The following is a 15,658-nucleotide window of genomic DNA, read 5'->3' as shown; positions in this document are numbered from 1 at the left end:
TATTATAACGATTTTTGAGAATGAATTCAACCAGGGAATTCATATAAATCATATCAGGTTTTTATATTCCCTTTTTCCATCTACGATTGCATAAATTATGACATTTTTATTTGTCTCATTTACTTTGTAGAAAATCAGATGACGTTCTACAATAAGAACCCGGTATCCCTGCTTTTTCAAAATAGAGTATCTTGGAGTGCTGCCTGAGCATGGAACATCTTTTAGCTGGATGACACGTTTTTCTATTTTGTCCAAATAAGCCAGGGCAATCTTGTTGTCACCTGAATCAGCAGCAATGTAAAATATAATATCCCTCAGCTGATCTTCAAATTTATCTGTTCGTATTATTTGAAATGCCATATCCTGTCACCTTGATTGGAGGGCAGACCGGATGCCATCAAAAGTTTCCTGAACTGGCTCGAGTCTTCCGTTTTTCACGTCATCCTCGGCTTCCGCCAAAGTTCTCAATAACTCTAATTCAGCCTTCATTTGATTATATTGTTGAATACCAAGGACAACCGTATCTCCACGTCCATTTACCGTGATAACGATCGGCTCTCTTGATTCCTTACATTGCTTTGATATTTCACTATAATGATTTCTCAAATCTGCTGACGGCCTGATTTCTGGCTGCATAACATCACCCACTTTCTCTATAGTCATATTATATCTCAATATGATAATAAATTCAATCTCCATAAACTTACAAAAATCCCGCAGACACTTTATGAGATATCTGCGGGAAATTATTAATTCACTTAAATCATTATTTGTAATTCACGATCTTACCAAAGTCTGGTTTTAAAGCAGCTCCACCGACTAATCCTCCATCGATGTCTTCCTGTGCAAATAATTCTGGTGCACTTGCAGCGGATACAGAACCGCCGTACTGGATACGAATAGCGTCCGCTGTTGCCTGATCGTATACTTCAGCGATGCACTCACGGATCGCTTTACATACTTCCTGAGCCTGTTCTGTCGTCGCAACTTTTCCTGTTCCGATAGCCCAGATCGGTTCGTATGCAATGACAGCTGTCTTTGCCTGGTCAGCAGTCACACCCTGGAATGCGATCTTGATCTGCTGGCGTACGAAATCGATGGTCACACCCTGCTCTCTCTGAGCAAGTGTCTCACCGCAGCAAACGATTGGAGTAATTCCATGTTCAAAAGCTTTTAAGACTTTTTTATTCACTGTCTCATCTGTTTCTGCAAAATATTCTCTTCTCTCAGAATGTCCGATGATAACATATTTCACACCTAAGTCTGTTAACATATTCGGAGCGATCTCGCCTGTGTAAGCGCCGCTCTCTTCAAAATACATGTTCTCAGCGCCGATGTTGATGTTACTTCCTTTTGCAGCTTCCAGTGCTGCCGGAATACAGATGGCCGGCACACAGAAGACAACATCTGAAACCTCGCTTGCTACCAATGGCTTTAATTCATTAACTAAAGCTACTGTCTCGCTAGGTGTTTTGTTCATTTTCCAGTTTCCTGCTACGATTGTTTTACGCATAATGCTATATCCTCCGATTACTTTCAATAAGTGTACAGTGCTTATTTATCGTTTGCCGCTGCAACGCCTGGTAATTCTTTTCCTTCCAGGAATTCCAGTGATGCTCCACCACCTGTAGAGATATGAGTCATCTTATCTCCGAATCCGAGCTGGTTAACTGCCGCTGCGGAATCTCCTCCGCCAATGATAGTTGTAGCGTCGATCTCTGCCAGTGCTTCTGCAACTGCAACGGTTCCTGCTGCAAAGTTCGGCATCTCAAAGCATCCCATCGGTCCGTTCCATACTACAGTCTTGGCATCTTTCAGTGCATTTGAAAACAGTTCTCTTGTCTTTGGTCCGATGTCAAGTCCCTGCCATCCTGCTTCGATTCCGCCTCTCTCAACAGTTTTGATGTTGGCGTCATTTGAGAAGTCATCAGCAACTACAGTGTCAACAGGAATCAGTAAGTTCACACCTTTTTCTTTTGCCTTGTCCATCATTTCTTTTGCGTAGTCTAAGTAGTCAGCTTCCAGAAGGGAATCTCCAACTTCTTCTCCCAATGCTTTCATGAAAGTATATGCCATACCTCCGCCGATGATCAAAGTATCGACTTTGTCTAGCAGGTTATTGATCACAGAGATCTTAGAGGAAACCTTTGCTCCTCCCAAGATAGCGACCATAGGACGTTCCGGATTGTTGACCGCATTTCCTAAGAAATCAATCTCTTTCTGCATTAAATATCCTACAACTGCAGTGTCCACGAACTTTGTAACTCCCACGTTAGAGCAGTGAGCTCTATGAGCGGTACCAAAAGCATCATTAACAAAAACATCGCAGAGACTTGCAAGTTCTTTGCTGAACTCTTCTCCATTCTTTGTCTCTTCTGCTCTGTAGCGTGTATTCTGAAGTAAAATGACATCCCCGTCCTGCATTCCTTCTACCGCAGCTTTTGCATTCGGTCCTACCACGTTGTCATCTGCAGCAAACTTTACTTCCTGTCCTAATAACTCGCTTAATCTTTCTGCTACTGGCGCAAGAGATAACTCCGGTTTCGGTTCCCCTTTTGGTTTTCCTAAGTGTGAGCAGAGGATCAGCTTTCCGCCGTCAGCAATTAACTTCTTTAGTGTAGGAAGTGCTGCCACAAGACGGTTCTCATCTGTGATCTTTCCATCCTGAAGCGGAACGTTGAAGTCACAGCGCACTAAGACTTTTTTTCCTTTTACGTTGATATCATCTACTGATTTCTTGTTTAACATGTTCTTTCCTCCTAGGATTTCTTATAGGAAGGACTAAAAAGTCTTCCTATGGAATAAAAAAACGGTCCGGTCCAAAAAGACCGGACCCGTTTGAGTCTTTATAATATTACAGAATATTACACTGACTTCTGAGGCTTGTCCTCACAAAAGTGTAGAAGCTTATGCTAATTCTGCAAAGTATTTGATTGTTCTAACCATCTGGCTTGTGTATGAGTTTTCGTTGTCATACCAAGAAACAACCTGTACTTCATATAATCCGTCACCAACTTCAGTAACCATTGTCTGAGTTGCGTCGAATAAAGAACCATATTTGATTCCGATGATGTCAGAAGATACTAATTCTTCTTCTGTGTATCCGAAAGACTCTGTTGCTGCTGCTTTCATAGCTGCGTTGATTCCTTCAACAGTTACATTGTCACCTTTAACAACTGCTGTTAAAAGTGTTGTTGATCCTGTAGGAACCGGTACACGCTGAGCAGATCCGATTAATTTTCCGTTTAATTCTGGGATAACTAATCCGATAGCTTTTGCAGCACCTGTAGAGTTAGGTACGATGTTGACTGCAGCTGCACGTGCTCTTCTTAAGTCACCTTTTCTCTGAGGTCCGTCAAGAGTCATCTGATCTCCTGTGTAAGCATGTACTGTTAACATGATACCAGACTGGATTGGTGCATACTTGTTCAGTGCATCAGCCATAGGTGCTAAGCAGTTTGTTGTACAAGATGCTGCTGAGATGACTGTGTCTTCTTTTGTCAATGTATCGTGGTTTACATTATATACGATAGTTGGAAGATCATTTCCAGCTGGCGCAGAAATAACAACTTTCTTAGCTCCTGCCTGAACGTGTGCGGATGCTTTGTCTTTAGATGTGTAGAATCCTGTACATTCTAATACAACATCAACATCTAATTCTCCCCAAGGAAGTTTTGTTGCGTCTGCTTCTGCGTAGATTTCGATTTCTTTTCCGTCAACTACGATGGAAGATTCTTTTGCTTCTACCTTGTCGCCTAATGCATATCTTCCCTGTGCAGAATCATACTTTAATAAATGTGCTAACATCTTAGGATTTGTTAAATCGTTGATTGCTACAACTTCATAACCTTCTGCTCCGAACATCTGTCTGAATGCAAGACGTCCAATACGTCCAAATCCATTAATCGCTACTTTTACTGCCATCTCAATTCCTCCTAAGTCTTGAATGAATAATTTAATGTTGTCTGTCAATTGTCAATCTATTGACAAACTTCCTTTTTATTTTAAACAATATGTCCAAAAATATCAAGCCTATTTTAGTATTTCTCTCATGTATACAAAATCATACCTTTGTACAAGATTACTAAAATCTTTTATTTCTCATTTTCATCGATGATATAATTGGCAATATTATCTGCATAGTCAGAAATACGCTCCAAACTGGTCATCATATCGATGTAGATCACACCAGCCTCAGGTACACAGGATTCCCTCTCCAGCCGTTCAATATGCTGTTTTCGGTACTGCTTCTCCATCCGGTCGACTTCTTCCTCTCCCATGAGAGCCTGTTTCGCGATCTCCACATCATCATTTTCAATGGCACGGATCGCATAATCAAAAGTTTTAATGACTTGAGCCGTCATTTTGTGCAATTCGTCCTTAGCGAGGTCTGAGAAAGCAATTTTATCGTCATGCTTCATCTGCATGAATTCTGCAATATTCTCAACGTGATCTCCCGCCCTCTCAATGTCAGAAATTGTATAAAACAAGTCAGTGACAATCTTGCTCTGCTTCTCCGTCAGCGCCAGATTGCTGATCTTTACCAGATAGCCAGTGATCATGGTTTCCAGATGGTTGATGACCTTCTCGTCCCTGAACACCTTGTCCAGCTGTTTTTCACTTGGCTGCGGATTCATGGCTTCTTTTGTGACGCGCTTCATATTCTTCAGCACAATATCACCCATACGCACCACTTCCTTTACAGCATTCTCCACTGCAAAAGAAGGAGTCTCCAAAATACGCGGATCCAGGTGGCGCAAAACCATTTCTTCTACTTCTTCATCCTCTTCGTCTTCCGGCTCCTCATGGATGATCAATCCTGACAGTTTTACCAAAACATTGGCAAATGGGAATAAAAGCACTGTGACGGACACATTAAAAATAGAGTGAAAGATCGAAATCTCCGTACTTGTGATGTGCTGCATAGCCAGATTATCAAACACTCCAAAGAAAATTGTCATGATAATTCCATAGATACCTGCACCGATAATATTAAAGGACAAATGAATCACTGCGGCTCTCTTTGCTGTTTTATTGGCTCCTGCACTGGATAAAAGTGCGGTGATACATGTACCGATATTCTGTCCGAGAGTGATAAAGACTGCGGAACGCCAGTTGACGATCCCCTTCATGGCAAGTGTCTGCAGGATACCCACAGATGCAGAAGAGCTCTGGATAACCGCTGTTACCACTGCTCCGACCAAAATCCCGAGAAATGGATTACCTCCAAGGATCTCAAACGCTTTCGAAAAGACCGGGCTGCTCTGGTAAACCCCGATCGAACTGGACATAAAGGAAAGCCCAATGAAAAGTACACCAAAACCAACGGCAATCTCTGCCTTTTGGCTCAGTTTTTGTTTATTTGAAAAAGTTACAATAAATGCGCCGATGGCCAGGATCAAAGGGGCAAAAAATTCTGGTTTTAATGCGCCTGCCCATTCATTGGCTGATACAAGCCATGCGGTAATCGTGGTTCCGACGTTTGCTCCCATGATAACGCCTGCTGCCTGGGTAAGATTCATGATCCCGGCATTTACAAAACCTACGACCATGACAGTTGTTGCCGAACTGCTCTGGATGATGGCTGTGACCAAAGCTCCCACTAAAACTCCTAAAAAGCGGTTGTTGGTCAGATATCCCAGAAGCTGCCTCATTTTATTTCCGGCGGTCTTCTGAAGGCCATCTGCCATCACATTCATTCCATAGAGAAACATACCTAGTCCGCCGGCGAAGGCAAATAGGTTCCCTACATGATCTAATGTACTCATTCTTTTTTCCTCCTGTATTAAACATCCTTAGTTTAACATAAGGTAATTGTTAATTTAAAGTAAAACTTTTGTAACTTCTCTGTTTTTCATGTATTTTTTTTAATAATTATATATAATAAAGGTGAAACCAATCTTAAATATATATAAAGGAGATGCCATGATTCGTTCAGATTTTCATTTACATACCAGCCACTCATCTGACTCAAAAGCCCCAATGGAATCTATGATTTTAAAGGCTGTAGACCTGGGTCTTACGAAAATTTGTTTTACAGAACACCAGGATTACGACTATCCCGAAAATGATGAAAACTTTGATTTTCTTCTGGATATCCAAACATATAAAAAGGAATTATTTACATTAAAGGATAAATACAAAGATCATATACAGGTGCTGTTCGGCACCGAGATCGGTCTCATGCCCACAACCTATGACAAATGCCGTGCCTTCGCGCGCTCAGAAAATTTTGACTTTATCATTGGATCTACCCATATTGTTGACCAAATGGACCCATATGAATCCATATTTTTTGAAACATATCCTGGAAAACAAGGACTTACAAGATATTTAGAAGTGATTCTTGAGAATGTACAGACATACCATGACTACTGCGTCTATGGCCATTTGGATTATGCAGTGCGCTACTGCCCAGATAAAAACTACCATTTTGTTTACAAAGACTATGCCGATTTGATCGAGGAAATTTTAAGAACGGTCATTGATGATGGAAAAGGGATCGAGGTCAACACCGGCGGGTACAAATACGGCCTCGGCTATCCGAATCCCCACCCGGATATTTTAAAACGCTACCGGGAACTTGGAGGGGAAATCCTGACCATAGGATCAGACGGACACTGTCCGGAACATATGGCTTATGATTTTTCAAAGCTTTCGGACCTGCTCACTTCCGTTGGTTTCCGGTACTATACGGTATTTAAAGATCAAAAACCAGAATTTATAAAATTATAAAAACAAGGGGAGAAGTCCTGGTCATTGGACACCTCCCCTTCTGTCATTTATATTAAAATCCCCGCATCCACTCTTCTTTTAAGTGTATATTTCCCTGGATTGCTTCTTCCAACTGGGCCATCATTCTTTCCCGGTCTTCGTTTAAAGTCCCTTTCAAATTGACATAATTGGAAGCATGGTTGGAACGGAAGATACAGCCCGGACAGTCCATGTTTTCCAGCATCAGTTTTGTCTCCTTGAGATTGTCATACGGGGTCATCAGTTCAAATTCCCCTTTTTGAATCTTCTCTTCCAAAGGCAGTCCCGGCTCTACCATCAAGGTCAGCAATCCTACATAATCCGGCTTCATAGCGGACAGCACCTTTCCGGTGTCAACTGCATGTTCTCTCCACAGCTTTGTTCCTCCAAGACCAGAGATTGCTGTCACAGACAGCCGGATGCCTGCCTGCTTTATCTTACCCGCTGACTGGATCATTTCCTGCGGAGTCGCCCCCTTTTTCATGAATTCAAGCACCTGTGCATTACCTGATTCCAGTCCCATATACACCATATCCAGACCGTGTGCTTTCAGTTCCCGGAGTTCCTCTTCTTTTTTGATCATGACACTTCTGGGTGACGCATAGCAGGTCACCTGACGGCATTCCGGTATCTCTTCCCGTATATAGTTCAGGATCTCATTAAGATATTCATTCTTGCAGATCAGAGCATCCCCGTCTGCCAGAAAGATTTTTCCAATCGAGCTGTAGTATGCTCTTGCCTCCCTGAAATCAGCCAGCACATCCTGAAGCGGCCTCATTCTAAATCGCTTTTCTTTATACATATTACAGAAAATACAGTCGTTCTGACTGCACCCGATCGTCACCTGTATGATCAGGCTGTATGCCTCGCTGGGCGGTCTGTAAACCATTCCTTCGTATTCCATTGGTTCCCCTCCTGATTAACTGCGGTAGATGCAGATTTTTACTCCTGGCTCCGCATTTCTTATGATCTTTTTCATGTTTGCCTTGCTGACTGCAATGCATCCTGCCGTGAAAGACTTTTTCCCTTTACAGTGCATAAAAATTGCAGAACCCTTTTTATATTTATGTTTTGGATTGTAGTTCAAAAAAAGTCCGTAATGATAATGTGGCTTGTAATCGATCAAATGCTCTCCCCTGCAGCGATGCTTTTTTTCTCTCACATCCACCAGCCGGTTATAGTATTTTTTGTCGCCGCACCAATAAAGATATTTATTTACCTTCGTATATTCCATCTTTGACCCTGGATTTTTTTTGATACCAAAAGCTCCCGTAACCCCATAAGTACCGGAAGGTGTTTTCATATCCCCTTCTTTTTTCTTATAGATTCCTTTTTTCCCTACATAGCCTCTGCATTTTAAGATCCGTTTCCATTTATGATTCTTTTTCTGGTACATACAAACCGTTGCTCTTGATTTCTTATGGTATTTTACAAAGATCAGCTGGTTTACTTTACTGTCATACCGGAATCGGTCGAATTTCTTCTGCCATACAGACTTCTTTGCCGCTGCATGGACCGTCTGTTTTTCTATGATTCCCGCTGTCATATTCCAAATAAGGACTGCCATAACCAACACTGCCATCCATCTTTTTTTCTTCATTATTGTATTCACCTCTTGGGCTATTATACACAAATACAGATAAGAAAAAAAGAGGTTTTCGCAAAATTATTTGTATACAAACTATTTTTATACAAACTAAATATTTCCAAATTCCTTCTGACATGCCGAAAATGTCTTGGCTTCGGCCATAGTCCCACAGCCGAATATTGTACTAATGGACATAAAGCCATCATCCACGCATCATTTCTTTACAAACCGGTCAATTCCATTGGCTGCCCCTTCTGCCATCTTTTTTTGAAAGCGTTCACTTTTCATAGACATATCGTCCTTTGGGTTACTCAAAAAGCCCAGTTCCAGAATCGTTACCGGCATAGCTGCCCAGTTTATACCGCTCATCTGATCTGTCAGCGTGACGCCACGGTTCTTCATACCCGTGGCCTTGCAGTACTCTTTTAGTACGCTTTTAGACAGTTCCTGAGATTGTTTAGCCAGCCGTGCCGCATATGGATTGTTATTTGAAGGCGCCATAGAAAGAGCACCCCGCACTGCATAGTCTCTCGAACCATTGGCATGAATCCTGATAAAAATATCTGCGCCCTTTTTTTCGGCAAATTTTGCTCTTTTGGCATTGCTGATATTTACATCTGCTCTTTTCCGGGTCAAATACACCGTATACCCTCTTTTTACGAGCTCTTTCTTAAGTTTCTTTGATACCATAAGGGTCAGTTCATATTCATTTAATCCTGACACAATACCGCTGGTTCCAGAGGATACCTTCGATTTCATTTCTTTAGCCCCTGGCCCGATGGGCTCCTGGGACTGATCCTGTTTCCTCTGATGCCCCGGATCAATCACTACTACATACTTCTTTTTTTCTGCTTTTACCTTTTCCTTAGATTTCTGCTCTGCCTTTTGTCGTGTTTCTTCAGAGAAAATCGTCCTCTTATCGGCGGGGGAAGAATCCCTTCCGTCCTCTTTTCCTGCAAAATATAAAATCATTATTCCTATGACTGCCAAACACGCGCCAATGACTGCGGAAGCTTTGATTATCGTTGTCTTATTCATCCATATCCCAGGTCCTTTTCTGCTTTTACAATCGGTTTTAGGTTATATTCTTCAGCATATTCTGGTCATGCCGTGCAGACATTTTAAAACAAACCAACAAAAAAATGTGAAGAAAAATGCCGGAAGATATAATTTCTCACATTCTCCGCTCTCAATAATCCAAGAACTATATAATAAAGAAAGGCAGAAGCCGTCTTTTAAACGTACTTCTGCCCTCTGTTATTCTGTTTAATTCTTCTTTGTCAATTTTCCTTTTTGTACGATTGACTTGATATTCAGCTCTTTGTCTAAGATAACAACATTGGCATATTTGCCCTCTGAAATACTTCCATATTTATCATCAATGCCAATGGATCTGGCTGGATTCTGTGATGCACATTTGACTGCACTCTCAAGTGGAATCCCCATGCTTTTTACTGCGGTTCTCATACAGTCCATCAAGTTTGTGGCAGAGCCTGCAATCGCTCCCCCTTCCGCTAAAGTTGCAAGATTGCCCACGACTTTAACGTCCTGGCCTCCCAGCTGATAAGTGCCGTCATCCATTCCGGTGGCCATCATGCTGTCACTGATCAGGATAATATGGTCATCTCCAAACATCTTAAAGGTAGTCCTGACGGCACTGGGATGAATATGAATACCGTCGCATATAAGTTCCACATCCAGTCCGTAGTCACAGGCTGCCCCGATGACACCTGGTGCCCTGTGGCTGTACCCCGGCATGGCGTTGTAGAGATGTGTCACGTGGCTGACTCCATGTTCAATGGCTTTTACTGCGGTGTCATAATCCGCTGCAGTATGGGCAATCGAGATGACCGCCTCGTCTTTTACCTGACGGATAAAGTCCATGGCTCCCTCGGTTTCCGGTGCAATGTCCACCAGCTTAAATAAACCGTTTGAAGCCTTTTGAAGCCTCCGGTACATGTCCACATCCGGTGTATGGATATACGCAGGATTCTGCGCTCCCTTTTTGGCCTCATTGATGAATGGACCTTCCATGTTAATGCCGACCAGATCCGCTCCAGCGCCGCCCCTATATCCAGCGGCTGCCTCGGCGATGGACATCAGTTGATCCTCCGCTAAGGTCATAGTAGCCGGACAGATCGCAAGCACTCCATTTTCTGCTTCATACTCTGCCATCTTATGGATAGCTTCAGAAGTCCCGTCACAGAAATCATATCCCACACAGCCGTGAAAGTGAATATCAACCAGCCCTGGGATTGCATAGCAGCCCTCGGCGTCTAAGATCTGTTCATCCTGTGAAGAATCACAAAATATTTCACCGTCCGTACAGATATCTTTTGACCGGAAGACCCCGTCTTCACAAAAAACTTCTGCGTTTTTTATAATCATAATAAATCCTCTACCTCTGACAATGCGTCCGCATCTGCTACCAGGATCACATCATTGTGAAGCTGTAAGATGGACGCCGGTACTTTCGGTGTTACCGGTCCGAAGAATGCTTCTTTTACAATACCTGCTTTTTCTTTGCCGCTGATAATAAGAAGAATCTTCTTTGCTTTCATGATTGATTTGATGCCCATTGTATAAGCCTGTCTCGGCACGTCTTCTTCTTTTTCAAAGAAACGCTTATTGGCATTGATGGTGCTCTCTGTCAAATCCACGCAGTGGGTCTCTTTTTCAAATGCTTCTCCAGGCTCGTTGAATCCAATGTGCCCGTTGTGTCCGATTCCAAGAAGCTGTAAATCCACCCCACCGATTTCCTCTAACACCTGGTTATATCTTGCACATTCTTTCTGCGCATCTTCTTCCATACCATTTGGAATGTTGATATTCTCTGGTTTGATATTTACCTTATTAAACAGATATTGATGCATAAAATAGTCATAGCTCTGGTCATTGTCTTTCGGAAGCCCTTTGTATTCATCCAGATTCACTGATCTCACCTGGCTGAAATCCAAATCGTCCTGCTCATACCAATGTACCAGATTCTCATAGATCCCGATCGGTGAAGATCCTGTCGCCAGCCCCAATACACAGTCTGGCTTAGTGATGATCTCTGCTGAGATAATATTTGCTGCCTTCCTGCTCATGTCCTTGTAATCTTTTCCCTTAATAACTCTCATTTTCTACTTCCTTTCTATGATCCGGGGAAACACTAAAAGCTGTTTCCCCATAAATAGTTTCCATCTATTACTCAATATAACTCTTAGTTTACATTTCAGCAAGCTTTATTAACTCGTCTGCCACAAACTGCACTTTCGTGCCTACGATGATCTGAATACTGTTTTTGCCGGGACGAATAATTCCTGCAATTCCAGCTGACTTAATCTTTTTCTCGTCAATCAGATCCTGGTCCTTGATTTCCAGACGAAGCCTTGTGATACAGTTGTCAATAGAAGTCAGGTTATCCTTTCCTCCGAGCCCTTCTAAAATGATCTGCGCCACTCTTGTAAAATCATCATTTGCCAATACGGCACTCTTCTCCTCCTCCACGTCATCGTCTTCTTCACGTCCTGGAGTCTTTAAGTTAAACTTCACAATGATAAAACGGAACAGCACATAATAAACTACAAACGCAATCACACCAAGAATCAGCAGCATCCACGGCTTATTGGCCATTGGAAGTCTGGAACTCAAAAGGAAGTCAACCAGTCCTGCACTGAAGCTGAATCCTGCTGTAGCATGTAAAGCTGCCGCTACCGCCACAAAAATACCAGTCAGCAACGCGTGAACCACATACAGTGCCGGAGCCAAGAACATAAAGGAGAATTCCAGAGGCTCTGTAACGCCGGTAAAGAAAGAAGCAAAGGCCGCCGCGATCAATAGACCTGCCGCTACTTTTTTCTTGTTGTCTTTGGCTGTATGGTACATAGCCAGAGCGCCTGCCGGCAGACCAAACATCATAACCGGGAAGAATCCTGCCTGATACATACCAGTGATACCTTTGACTCCGGTCCCTGCCCAGAATTTACCGATATCGTCAATGCCTGCAACATCAAACCAGAATACAGAGTTTAATGCGTGATGTAATCCTGTCGGAATGAGCAGTCTGTTAAAGAATGCATAGATTCCTGCTCCCACAGGTCCCAGTCCTACAATACTTTCCCCAAATTTGACTAATACATTATACAATGGCGGCCATACAAAATACAAAATACCAGAAACGACTAACATTAATGCTGAGGTTATGATCGGCACACAGCGTTTTCCACTGAAGAATGATAAGGCCGTTGGCAACTGTACTTCTCCAAACTTATTAAAGCAAGCTGATGCTATAAGACCGGAAATAATACCGACAAAAGCGTTTTGGATCTTTGCAAAAGCAGGAGCTACCTGCTCAACCGGAATGTTCAGCAAAAGTGCCACATTGTCACTATTTAAAATAGTCGTTACAACAAGATAAGCAACCAATCCTGACAGTGCCGCTGCGCCGTCTTTCTTTTTGGTCATTCCAAGAGCGACACCCACAGCAAACAAGATCGGCAGATTATCGATGATGGCTCCTCCAGCCTTCACTAAGAATACTGCCACCGCGATCGGAGCTTTGTCGGCATTGGCTGCCATAACATTGGGGTCGATCAGATAACCGATACCCATTAAGATTGCGGCCGCCGGAAGTACCGCAACCGGCAGCATCAATGCTTTACCTAATTTCTGAAAATATTTCATCATAACAATAAGTTCCCCTTTCAAATTAAATCCTTCTCTTATTTTTCATTTAACCGGATGATCAGCTCCCCTGCCTCTACCTCCTTTCCGTGGAAGCATTCGATATCCGTATAATTTCCTTTTTCACAGATGACAACAGGAACGGTTACATCATAACCCGCCGCTTTGATGGCATCCATATCAAATGTGAGCAGCAGATCGCCAGCCTTTACCGGATCTCCTGAATTCTTATGAGCCGTAAAATGTTCCCCTTTCAGTTCAACAGTGTCGATCCCCACATGGACAATCATTTCCAGACCGTCCGGCCCCGAGATGCTGACCGCATGCTTTGTCTCAAACATCACGCCGACTTTTCCGTCGATCGGCGATACAACTTTCCCCTCTTTCGGTATGATCGCCACTCCCGTCCCAAGGATTTCTCCTGCAAACGTCGGATCAGCCACTTGATTCATGGCAATCACTGTCCCCTTCATTGGTGACAGTACTTCAACCGATTTCACTTCCTGCTTAAACGCTTTCTTCAAAGACTTAAACATGATTCCCTCCTATTTTCTAATGTTCTTTGTCTGATTGCTGCTTTTTATGCGTTCAATATGCATTGTTAAGTATACAATCTCTCCCTCTGACATTTCCCGCCGGTATTCCTTCTTAATATACTCTGCAATCTCCTGGCTGCATTGATACTCATCCGGATACATGGCTGAGATCATCTTCTGGAGCTCAGGCTCAATTTCGTCCATCCCTCCTCCTGACATGACTTTTCTTGACAAAAACTTGAGGTGTGTAATAAATCTTTCATAGTTTAGAGAAGTTTCCGTAAGTTCCATTTGAAAATAATCTTTGACCTTGTCAATAACGTTTTTGATAAAAGTTGTGATCTGTACTGTGTCACGCACTTTCGTATCATACTCTGCACTGACCACATGGAGGGCTATGGATACCGCCTCATCCTGTGGAAGCTTTACACCCAAGTCCTTTTCCACGATTCCAAGAGCATATTCCCCGATCTTGTATTCCAGATCATAGAATGTCTTGACCTCCCGGCTCAGAGGGTTGGGGTACATCATATCCTGCTTCATTCTCTGAAGCGCAAAGTTGATATGGTCTGTAAGGGTAATATAGATGTTTTCATTGAGCTTCGTATTAAGGATCCCTTTTGCATACATGATGATGTCGCTACATGTCTGCAGAAGCTCCATCGGAAGGTCCGTGATCAATTCTTTAAACCTTTGACTGACCCCCGGGTCCTCCATATGAAAAACCTTCTGGATCTTGCTATCATCCACAGGAGAACCTGCTTTTCCTTTAAACCCAAGACCGGTCCCCATAAGGATCACTTCATTGCCTGCTTCATCTATGGAACTAACCACATTGTTGTTGATCACCTTTGTAATTTTCATAATGCCTCTCCTCATAAACATGAACAAAAGAAAAAAAACCCAATTCTACAAGATCGGTTGAAGTTCCCTCAAAAAACTTTCCCTACTCGTAAAATCCGGTTTTGCCTGCCGAACAGTGACAATCCACGAATAATAAATATCACCAGTTATTCCTCTTTATGTGATTATTATATTCGCAAGATGCACAGATGTCAACCCCCTATTTTTTCGATTTGTATACAACTGTGCCAAAGAAGTCAATGGTAACATTTACCATGCCGCTTTCGTCGACATTTCATACCCAACTCTTCATAATAGAAGGAAAATACACAAAGGAGAATCTATTATGAATCATTTATCTACACTAATTACCGATTACCTAAGGAACTGCCAGATCCGAAAACGTCTGAATGCCAAAACACTGAAAGCCTACAAAATCGACTTGTCACAATTTGAAAAATTTATGTCAAACTATTCTTCTCCATTCTGCAAAGATGCATTAAATTCTTATATCTCTGATTTGCATCAAAAATATCAGCCAAAAACAGTCAAAAGGAAAATCGCAGCTACAAAAGCATTTTTTCATTACCTTGAATTTGAAGAGTTTTTACCCGAAAATCCCTTTAATAAAATTTCCTTAAAATTCCGTGAACCGAAACTGCTGCCAAAAACTATCCCTCCACATGTTATAGAAACCTTTCTGTCCGAGTTATATAAAAAGAAAAAAGAAGCCGTCACTACATACCAAAAAAAGTGTTCCCTAAGAAACATCGCTGTCGTAGAGCTGCTTTTTGCCACGGGCATCCGTGTTTCAGAGTTATGCAGCCTGAAATCAGAAAATATTGATCTGATCAATCACACAGTTTTAATATTTGGAAAAGGATCAAAAGAACGTCTCCTCCAAATCACAAACATGGATGTCCTTTCCGCCCTGAACGAATACTATTCATTTTTTTGTAAAGAGATCTTAAGCTGCGGATACTTTTTTGTAAACCGTCTGGGGTCCCGTCTCTCGGAACAGTCCGTCCGCTTCATGCTTGACAGGCATGCAAAAGCTTCTGACATATCCCTTCACATCACACCCCATATGTTCCGTCATTCCTTTGCCACCTTGCTTTTAGAAGAGGATGTCGACATACGCTACATTCAGCAGATCTTAGGACACAGTTCTATCACCACTACCGAGATCTATACCCATGTCTCCACACAAAAGCAGAAAAATATATTGATGAACAAATTGCCCAGAAACCATATGAGCATCCGGAAGTAA

Annotated in this window: 16 protein-coding genes; 2 read left to right on the top strand and 14 right to left on the bottom strand. The window is 42.4% G+C overall.

Annotated elements, in window-relative coordinates; genetic code table 11:
• Positions 1-48 precede the first annotated feature (48 nt).
• The 6 genes from AR1Y2_RS06705 to AR1Y2_RS06680 form a co-directional block, all read right to left on the bottom strand.
• Entirely contained in the window at positions 49-360 is a 312-nt protein-coding gene (locus AR1Y2_RS06705) for a type II toxin-antitoxin system RelE/ParE family toxin (RefSeq protein ID WP_137328284.1), read from the bottom strand.
• A gap of 6 nt (positions 361-366) precedes the next feature.
• Positions 367-636, bottom strand: a complete 270-nt coding sequence (locus AR1Y2_RS06700; protein WP_137328283.1) for a type II toxin-antitoxin system Phd/YefM family antitoxin — start codon at positions 634-636, stop codon at positions 367-369.
• Between the two features lie 130 nt (positions 637-766).
• Positions 767-1,516, bottom strand: a complete 750-nt coding sequence (tpiA, locus tag AR1Y2_RS06695) for a triose-phosphate isomerase (protein WP_137330214.1) — start codon at positions 1,514-1,516, stop codon at positions 767-769.
• A gap of 38 nt (positions 1,517-1,554) precedes the next feature.
• Positions 1,555-2,748, bottom strand: coding sequence for a phosphoglycerate kinase (locus AR1Y2_RS06690; protein WP_137328282.1), 1,194 nt, complete (start codon positions 2,746-2,748; stop codon positions 1,555-1,557).
• A 159-nt stretch (positions 2,749-2,907) separates the two neighbouring features.
• Positions 2,908-3,924 carry a type I glyceraldehyde-3-phosphate dehydrogenase gene (gene gap, locus AR1Y2_RS06685; RefSeq protein WP_137328281.1) on the bottom strand — a complete coding sequence of 339 codons (1,017 nt, stop codon included), beginning with the start codon at positions 3,922-3,924 and terminating at the stop codon, positions 2,908-2,910.
• A 170-nt stretch (positions 3,925-4,094) separates the two neighbouring features.
• Complete coding sequence (locus AR1Y2_RS06680; RefSeq protein ID WP_137328280.1) at positions 4,095-5,768, bottom strand: Na/Pi cotransporter family protein; 1,674 nt, start codon at positions 5,766-5,768, stop codon at positions 4,095-4,097.
• A 157-nt stretch (positions 5,769-5,925) separates the two neighbouring features.
• Here AR1Y2_RS06680 and AR1Y2_RS06675 point away from each other — a divergent pair, with 157 nt between their 5' ends.
• The gene (locus tag AR1Y2_RS06675) at positions 5,926-6,735 is read left to right on the top strand and encodes a histidinol-phosphatase HisJ family protein (protein ID WP_137328279.1); all 810 of its coding nucleotides are present in this window, start codon (positions 5,926-5,928) and stop codon (positions 6,733-6,735) included.
• A 52-nt stretch (positions 6,736-6,787) separates the two neighbouring features.
• Here the strand turns inward: AR1Y2_RS06675 and AR1Y2_RS06670 are convergent, their stop codons facing one another.
• The 8 genes from AR1Y2_RS06670 to licT all read right to left on the bottom strand — a co-directional run bounded on the left by AR1Y2_RS06670 (position 6,788) and on the right by licT (position 14,409).
• Positions 6,788-7,657 (bottom strand): radical SAM protein, encoded by an 870-nt coding sequence (locus tag AR1Y2_RS06670; protein WP_137328278.1) that lies wholly within the window; start codon positions 7,655-7,657, stop codon positions 6,788-6,790.
• A gap of 15 nt (positions 7,658-7,672) precedes the next feature.
• Positions 7,673-8,353 carry a L,D-transpeptidase family protein gene (locus AR1Y2_RS06665; protein WP_137328277.1) on the bottom strand — a complete coding sequence of 227 codons (681 nt, stop codon included), beginning with the start codon at positions 8,351-8,353 and terminating at the stop codon, positions 7,673-7,675.
• A gap of 201 nt (positions 8,354-8,554) precedes the next feature.
• Positions 8,555-9,379 carry an N-acetylmuramoyl-L-alanine amidase gene (locus AR1Y2_RS06660; RefSeq protein ID WP_137328276.1) on the bottom strand — a complete coding sequence of 275 codons (825 nt, stop codon included), beginning with the start codon at positions 9,377-9,379 and terminating at the stop codon, positions 8,555-8,557.
• Between the two features lie 228 nt (positions 9,380-9,607).
• Positions 9,608-10,729, bottom strand: a complete 1,122-nt coding sequence (gene nagA, locus AR1Y2_RS06655) for an N-acetylglucosamine-6-phosphate deacetylase (protein WP_137328275.1) — start codon at positions 10,727-10,729, stop codon at positions 9,608-9,610.
• Positions 10,726-11,463, bottom strand: a complete 738-nt coding sequence (gene nagB / locus AR1Y2_RS06650) for a glucosamine-6-phosphate deaminase (protein WP_137328274.1) — start codon at positions 11,461-11,463, stop codon at positions 10,726-10,728. Before nagB ends, nagA begins: the two co-directional genes overlap by 4 nt.
• An 88-nt stretch (positions 11,464-11,551) precedes the next feature.
• Positions 11,552-13,012 carry an N-acetylglucosamine-specific PTS transporter subunit IIBC gene (nagE, locus tag AR1Y2_RS06645; RefSeq protein ID WP_137328273.1) on the bottom strand — a complete coding sequence of 487 codons (1,461 nt, stop codon included), beginning with the start codon at positions 13,010-13,012 and terminating at the stop codon, positions 11,552-11,554.
• Between the two features lie 35 nt (positions 13,013-13,047).
• Positions 13,048-13,545 (bottom strand): PTS sugar transporter subunit IIA, encoded by a 498-nt coding sequence (locus AR1Y2_RS06640; protein WP_137328272.1) that lies wholly within the window; start codon positions 13,543-13,545, stop codon positions 13,048-13,050.
• 9 nt (positions 13,546-13,554) lie between these two features.
• Positions 13,555-14,409: a BglG family transcription antiterminator LicT gene (gene licT / locus AR1Y2_RS06635; protein WP_137328271.1), complete on the bottom strand. Its 855-nt coding sequence runs from the start codon at positions 14,407-14,409 to the stop codon at positions 13,555-13,557.
• 325 nt (positions 14,410-14,734) lie between these two features.
• Here licT and AR1Y2_RS06630 point away from each other — a divergent pair, with 325 nt between their 5' ends.
• Complete coding sequence (locus AR1Y2_RS06630) at positions 14,735-15,658, top strand: tyrosine-type recombinase/integrase (protein WP_137328270.1); 924 nt, start codon at positions 14,735-14,737, stop codon at positions 15,656-15,658.

This window comes from Anaerostipes rhamnosivorans, assembly GCF_005280655.1.
Taxonomy (GTDB): domain Bacteria; phylum Bacillota; class Clostridia; order Lachnospirales; family Lachnospiraceae; genus Anaerostipes; species Anaerostipes rhamnosivorans.
Note: the sequence above shows the minus strand (reverse complement) of the source record. Positions and strands in the feature narration are given on the sequence as shown.

Excerpts from the sequence above, each read along its gene's own strand:
- AR1Y2_RS06700 (WP_137328283.1), bottom strand. The coding sequence starts at position 636 with ATGCAGCCAGAAATCAGGCCGTCAGCAGATTTGAGAAATCATTATAGT.
- AR1Y2_RS06630 (WP_137328270.1), top strand. The coding sequence starts at position 14,735 with ATGAATCATTTATCTACACTAATTACCGATTACCTAAGGAACTGCCAG.
- AR1Y2_RS06670 (WP_137328278.1), bottom strand. The coding sequence starts at position 7,657 with ATGGAATACGAAGGAATGGTTTACAGACCGCCCAGCGAGGCATACAGC.
- AR1Y2_RS06675 (WP_137328279.1), top strand. The coding sequence starts at position 5,926 with ATGATTCGTTCAGATTTTCATTTACATACCAGCCACTCATCTGACTCA.
- licT (WP_137328271.1), bottom strand. The coding sequence starts at position 14,409 with ATGAAAATTACAAAGGTGATCAACAACAATGTGGTTAGTTCCATAGAT.
- AR1Y2_RS06640 (WP_137328272.1), bottom strand. The coding sequence starts at position 13,545 with ATGTTTAAGTCTTTGAAGAAAGCGTTTAAGCAGGAAGTGAAATCGGTT.
- nagE (WP_137328273.1), bottom strand. The coding sequence starts at position 13,012 with ATGATGAAATATTTTCAGAAATTAGGTAAAGCATTGATGCTGCCGGTT.
- AR1Y2_RS06680 (WP_137328280.1), bottom strand. The coding sequence starts at position 5,768 with ATGAGTACATTAGATCATGTAGGGAACCTATTTGCCTTCGCCGGCGGA.
- gap (WP_137328281.1), bottom strand. The coding sequence starts at position 3,924 with ATGGCAGTAAAAGTAGCGATTAATGGATTTGGACGTATTGGACGTCTT.
- nagB (WP_137328274.1), bottom strand. The coding sequence starts at position 11,463 with ATGAGAGTTATTAAGGGAAAAGATTACAAGGACATGAGCAGGAAGGCA.
- nagA (WP_137328275.1), bottom strand. The coding sequence starts at position 10,729 with ATGATTATAAAAAACGCAGAAGTTTTTTGTGAAGACGGGGTCTTCCGG.
- AR1Y2_RS06660 (WP_137328276.1), bottom strand. The coding sequence starts at position 9,379 with ATGAATAAGACAACGATAATCAAAGCTTCCGCAGTCATTGGCGCGTGT.
- AR1Y2_RS06690 (WP_137328282.1), bottom strand. The coding sequence starts at position 2,748 with ATGTTAAACAAGAAATCAGTAGATGATATCAACGTAAAAGGAAAAAAA.
- AR1Y2_RS06665 (WP_137328277.1), bottom strand. The coding sequence starts at position 8,353 with ATGAAGAAAAAAAGATGGATGGCAGTGTTGGTTATGGCAGTCCTTATT.
- AR1Y2_RS06705 (WP_137328284.1), bottom strand. The coding sequence starts at position 360 with ATGGCATTTCAAATAATACGAACAGATAAATTTGAAGATCAGCTGAGG.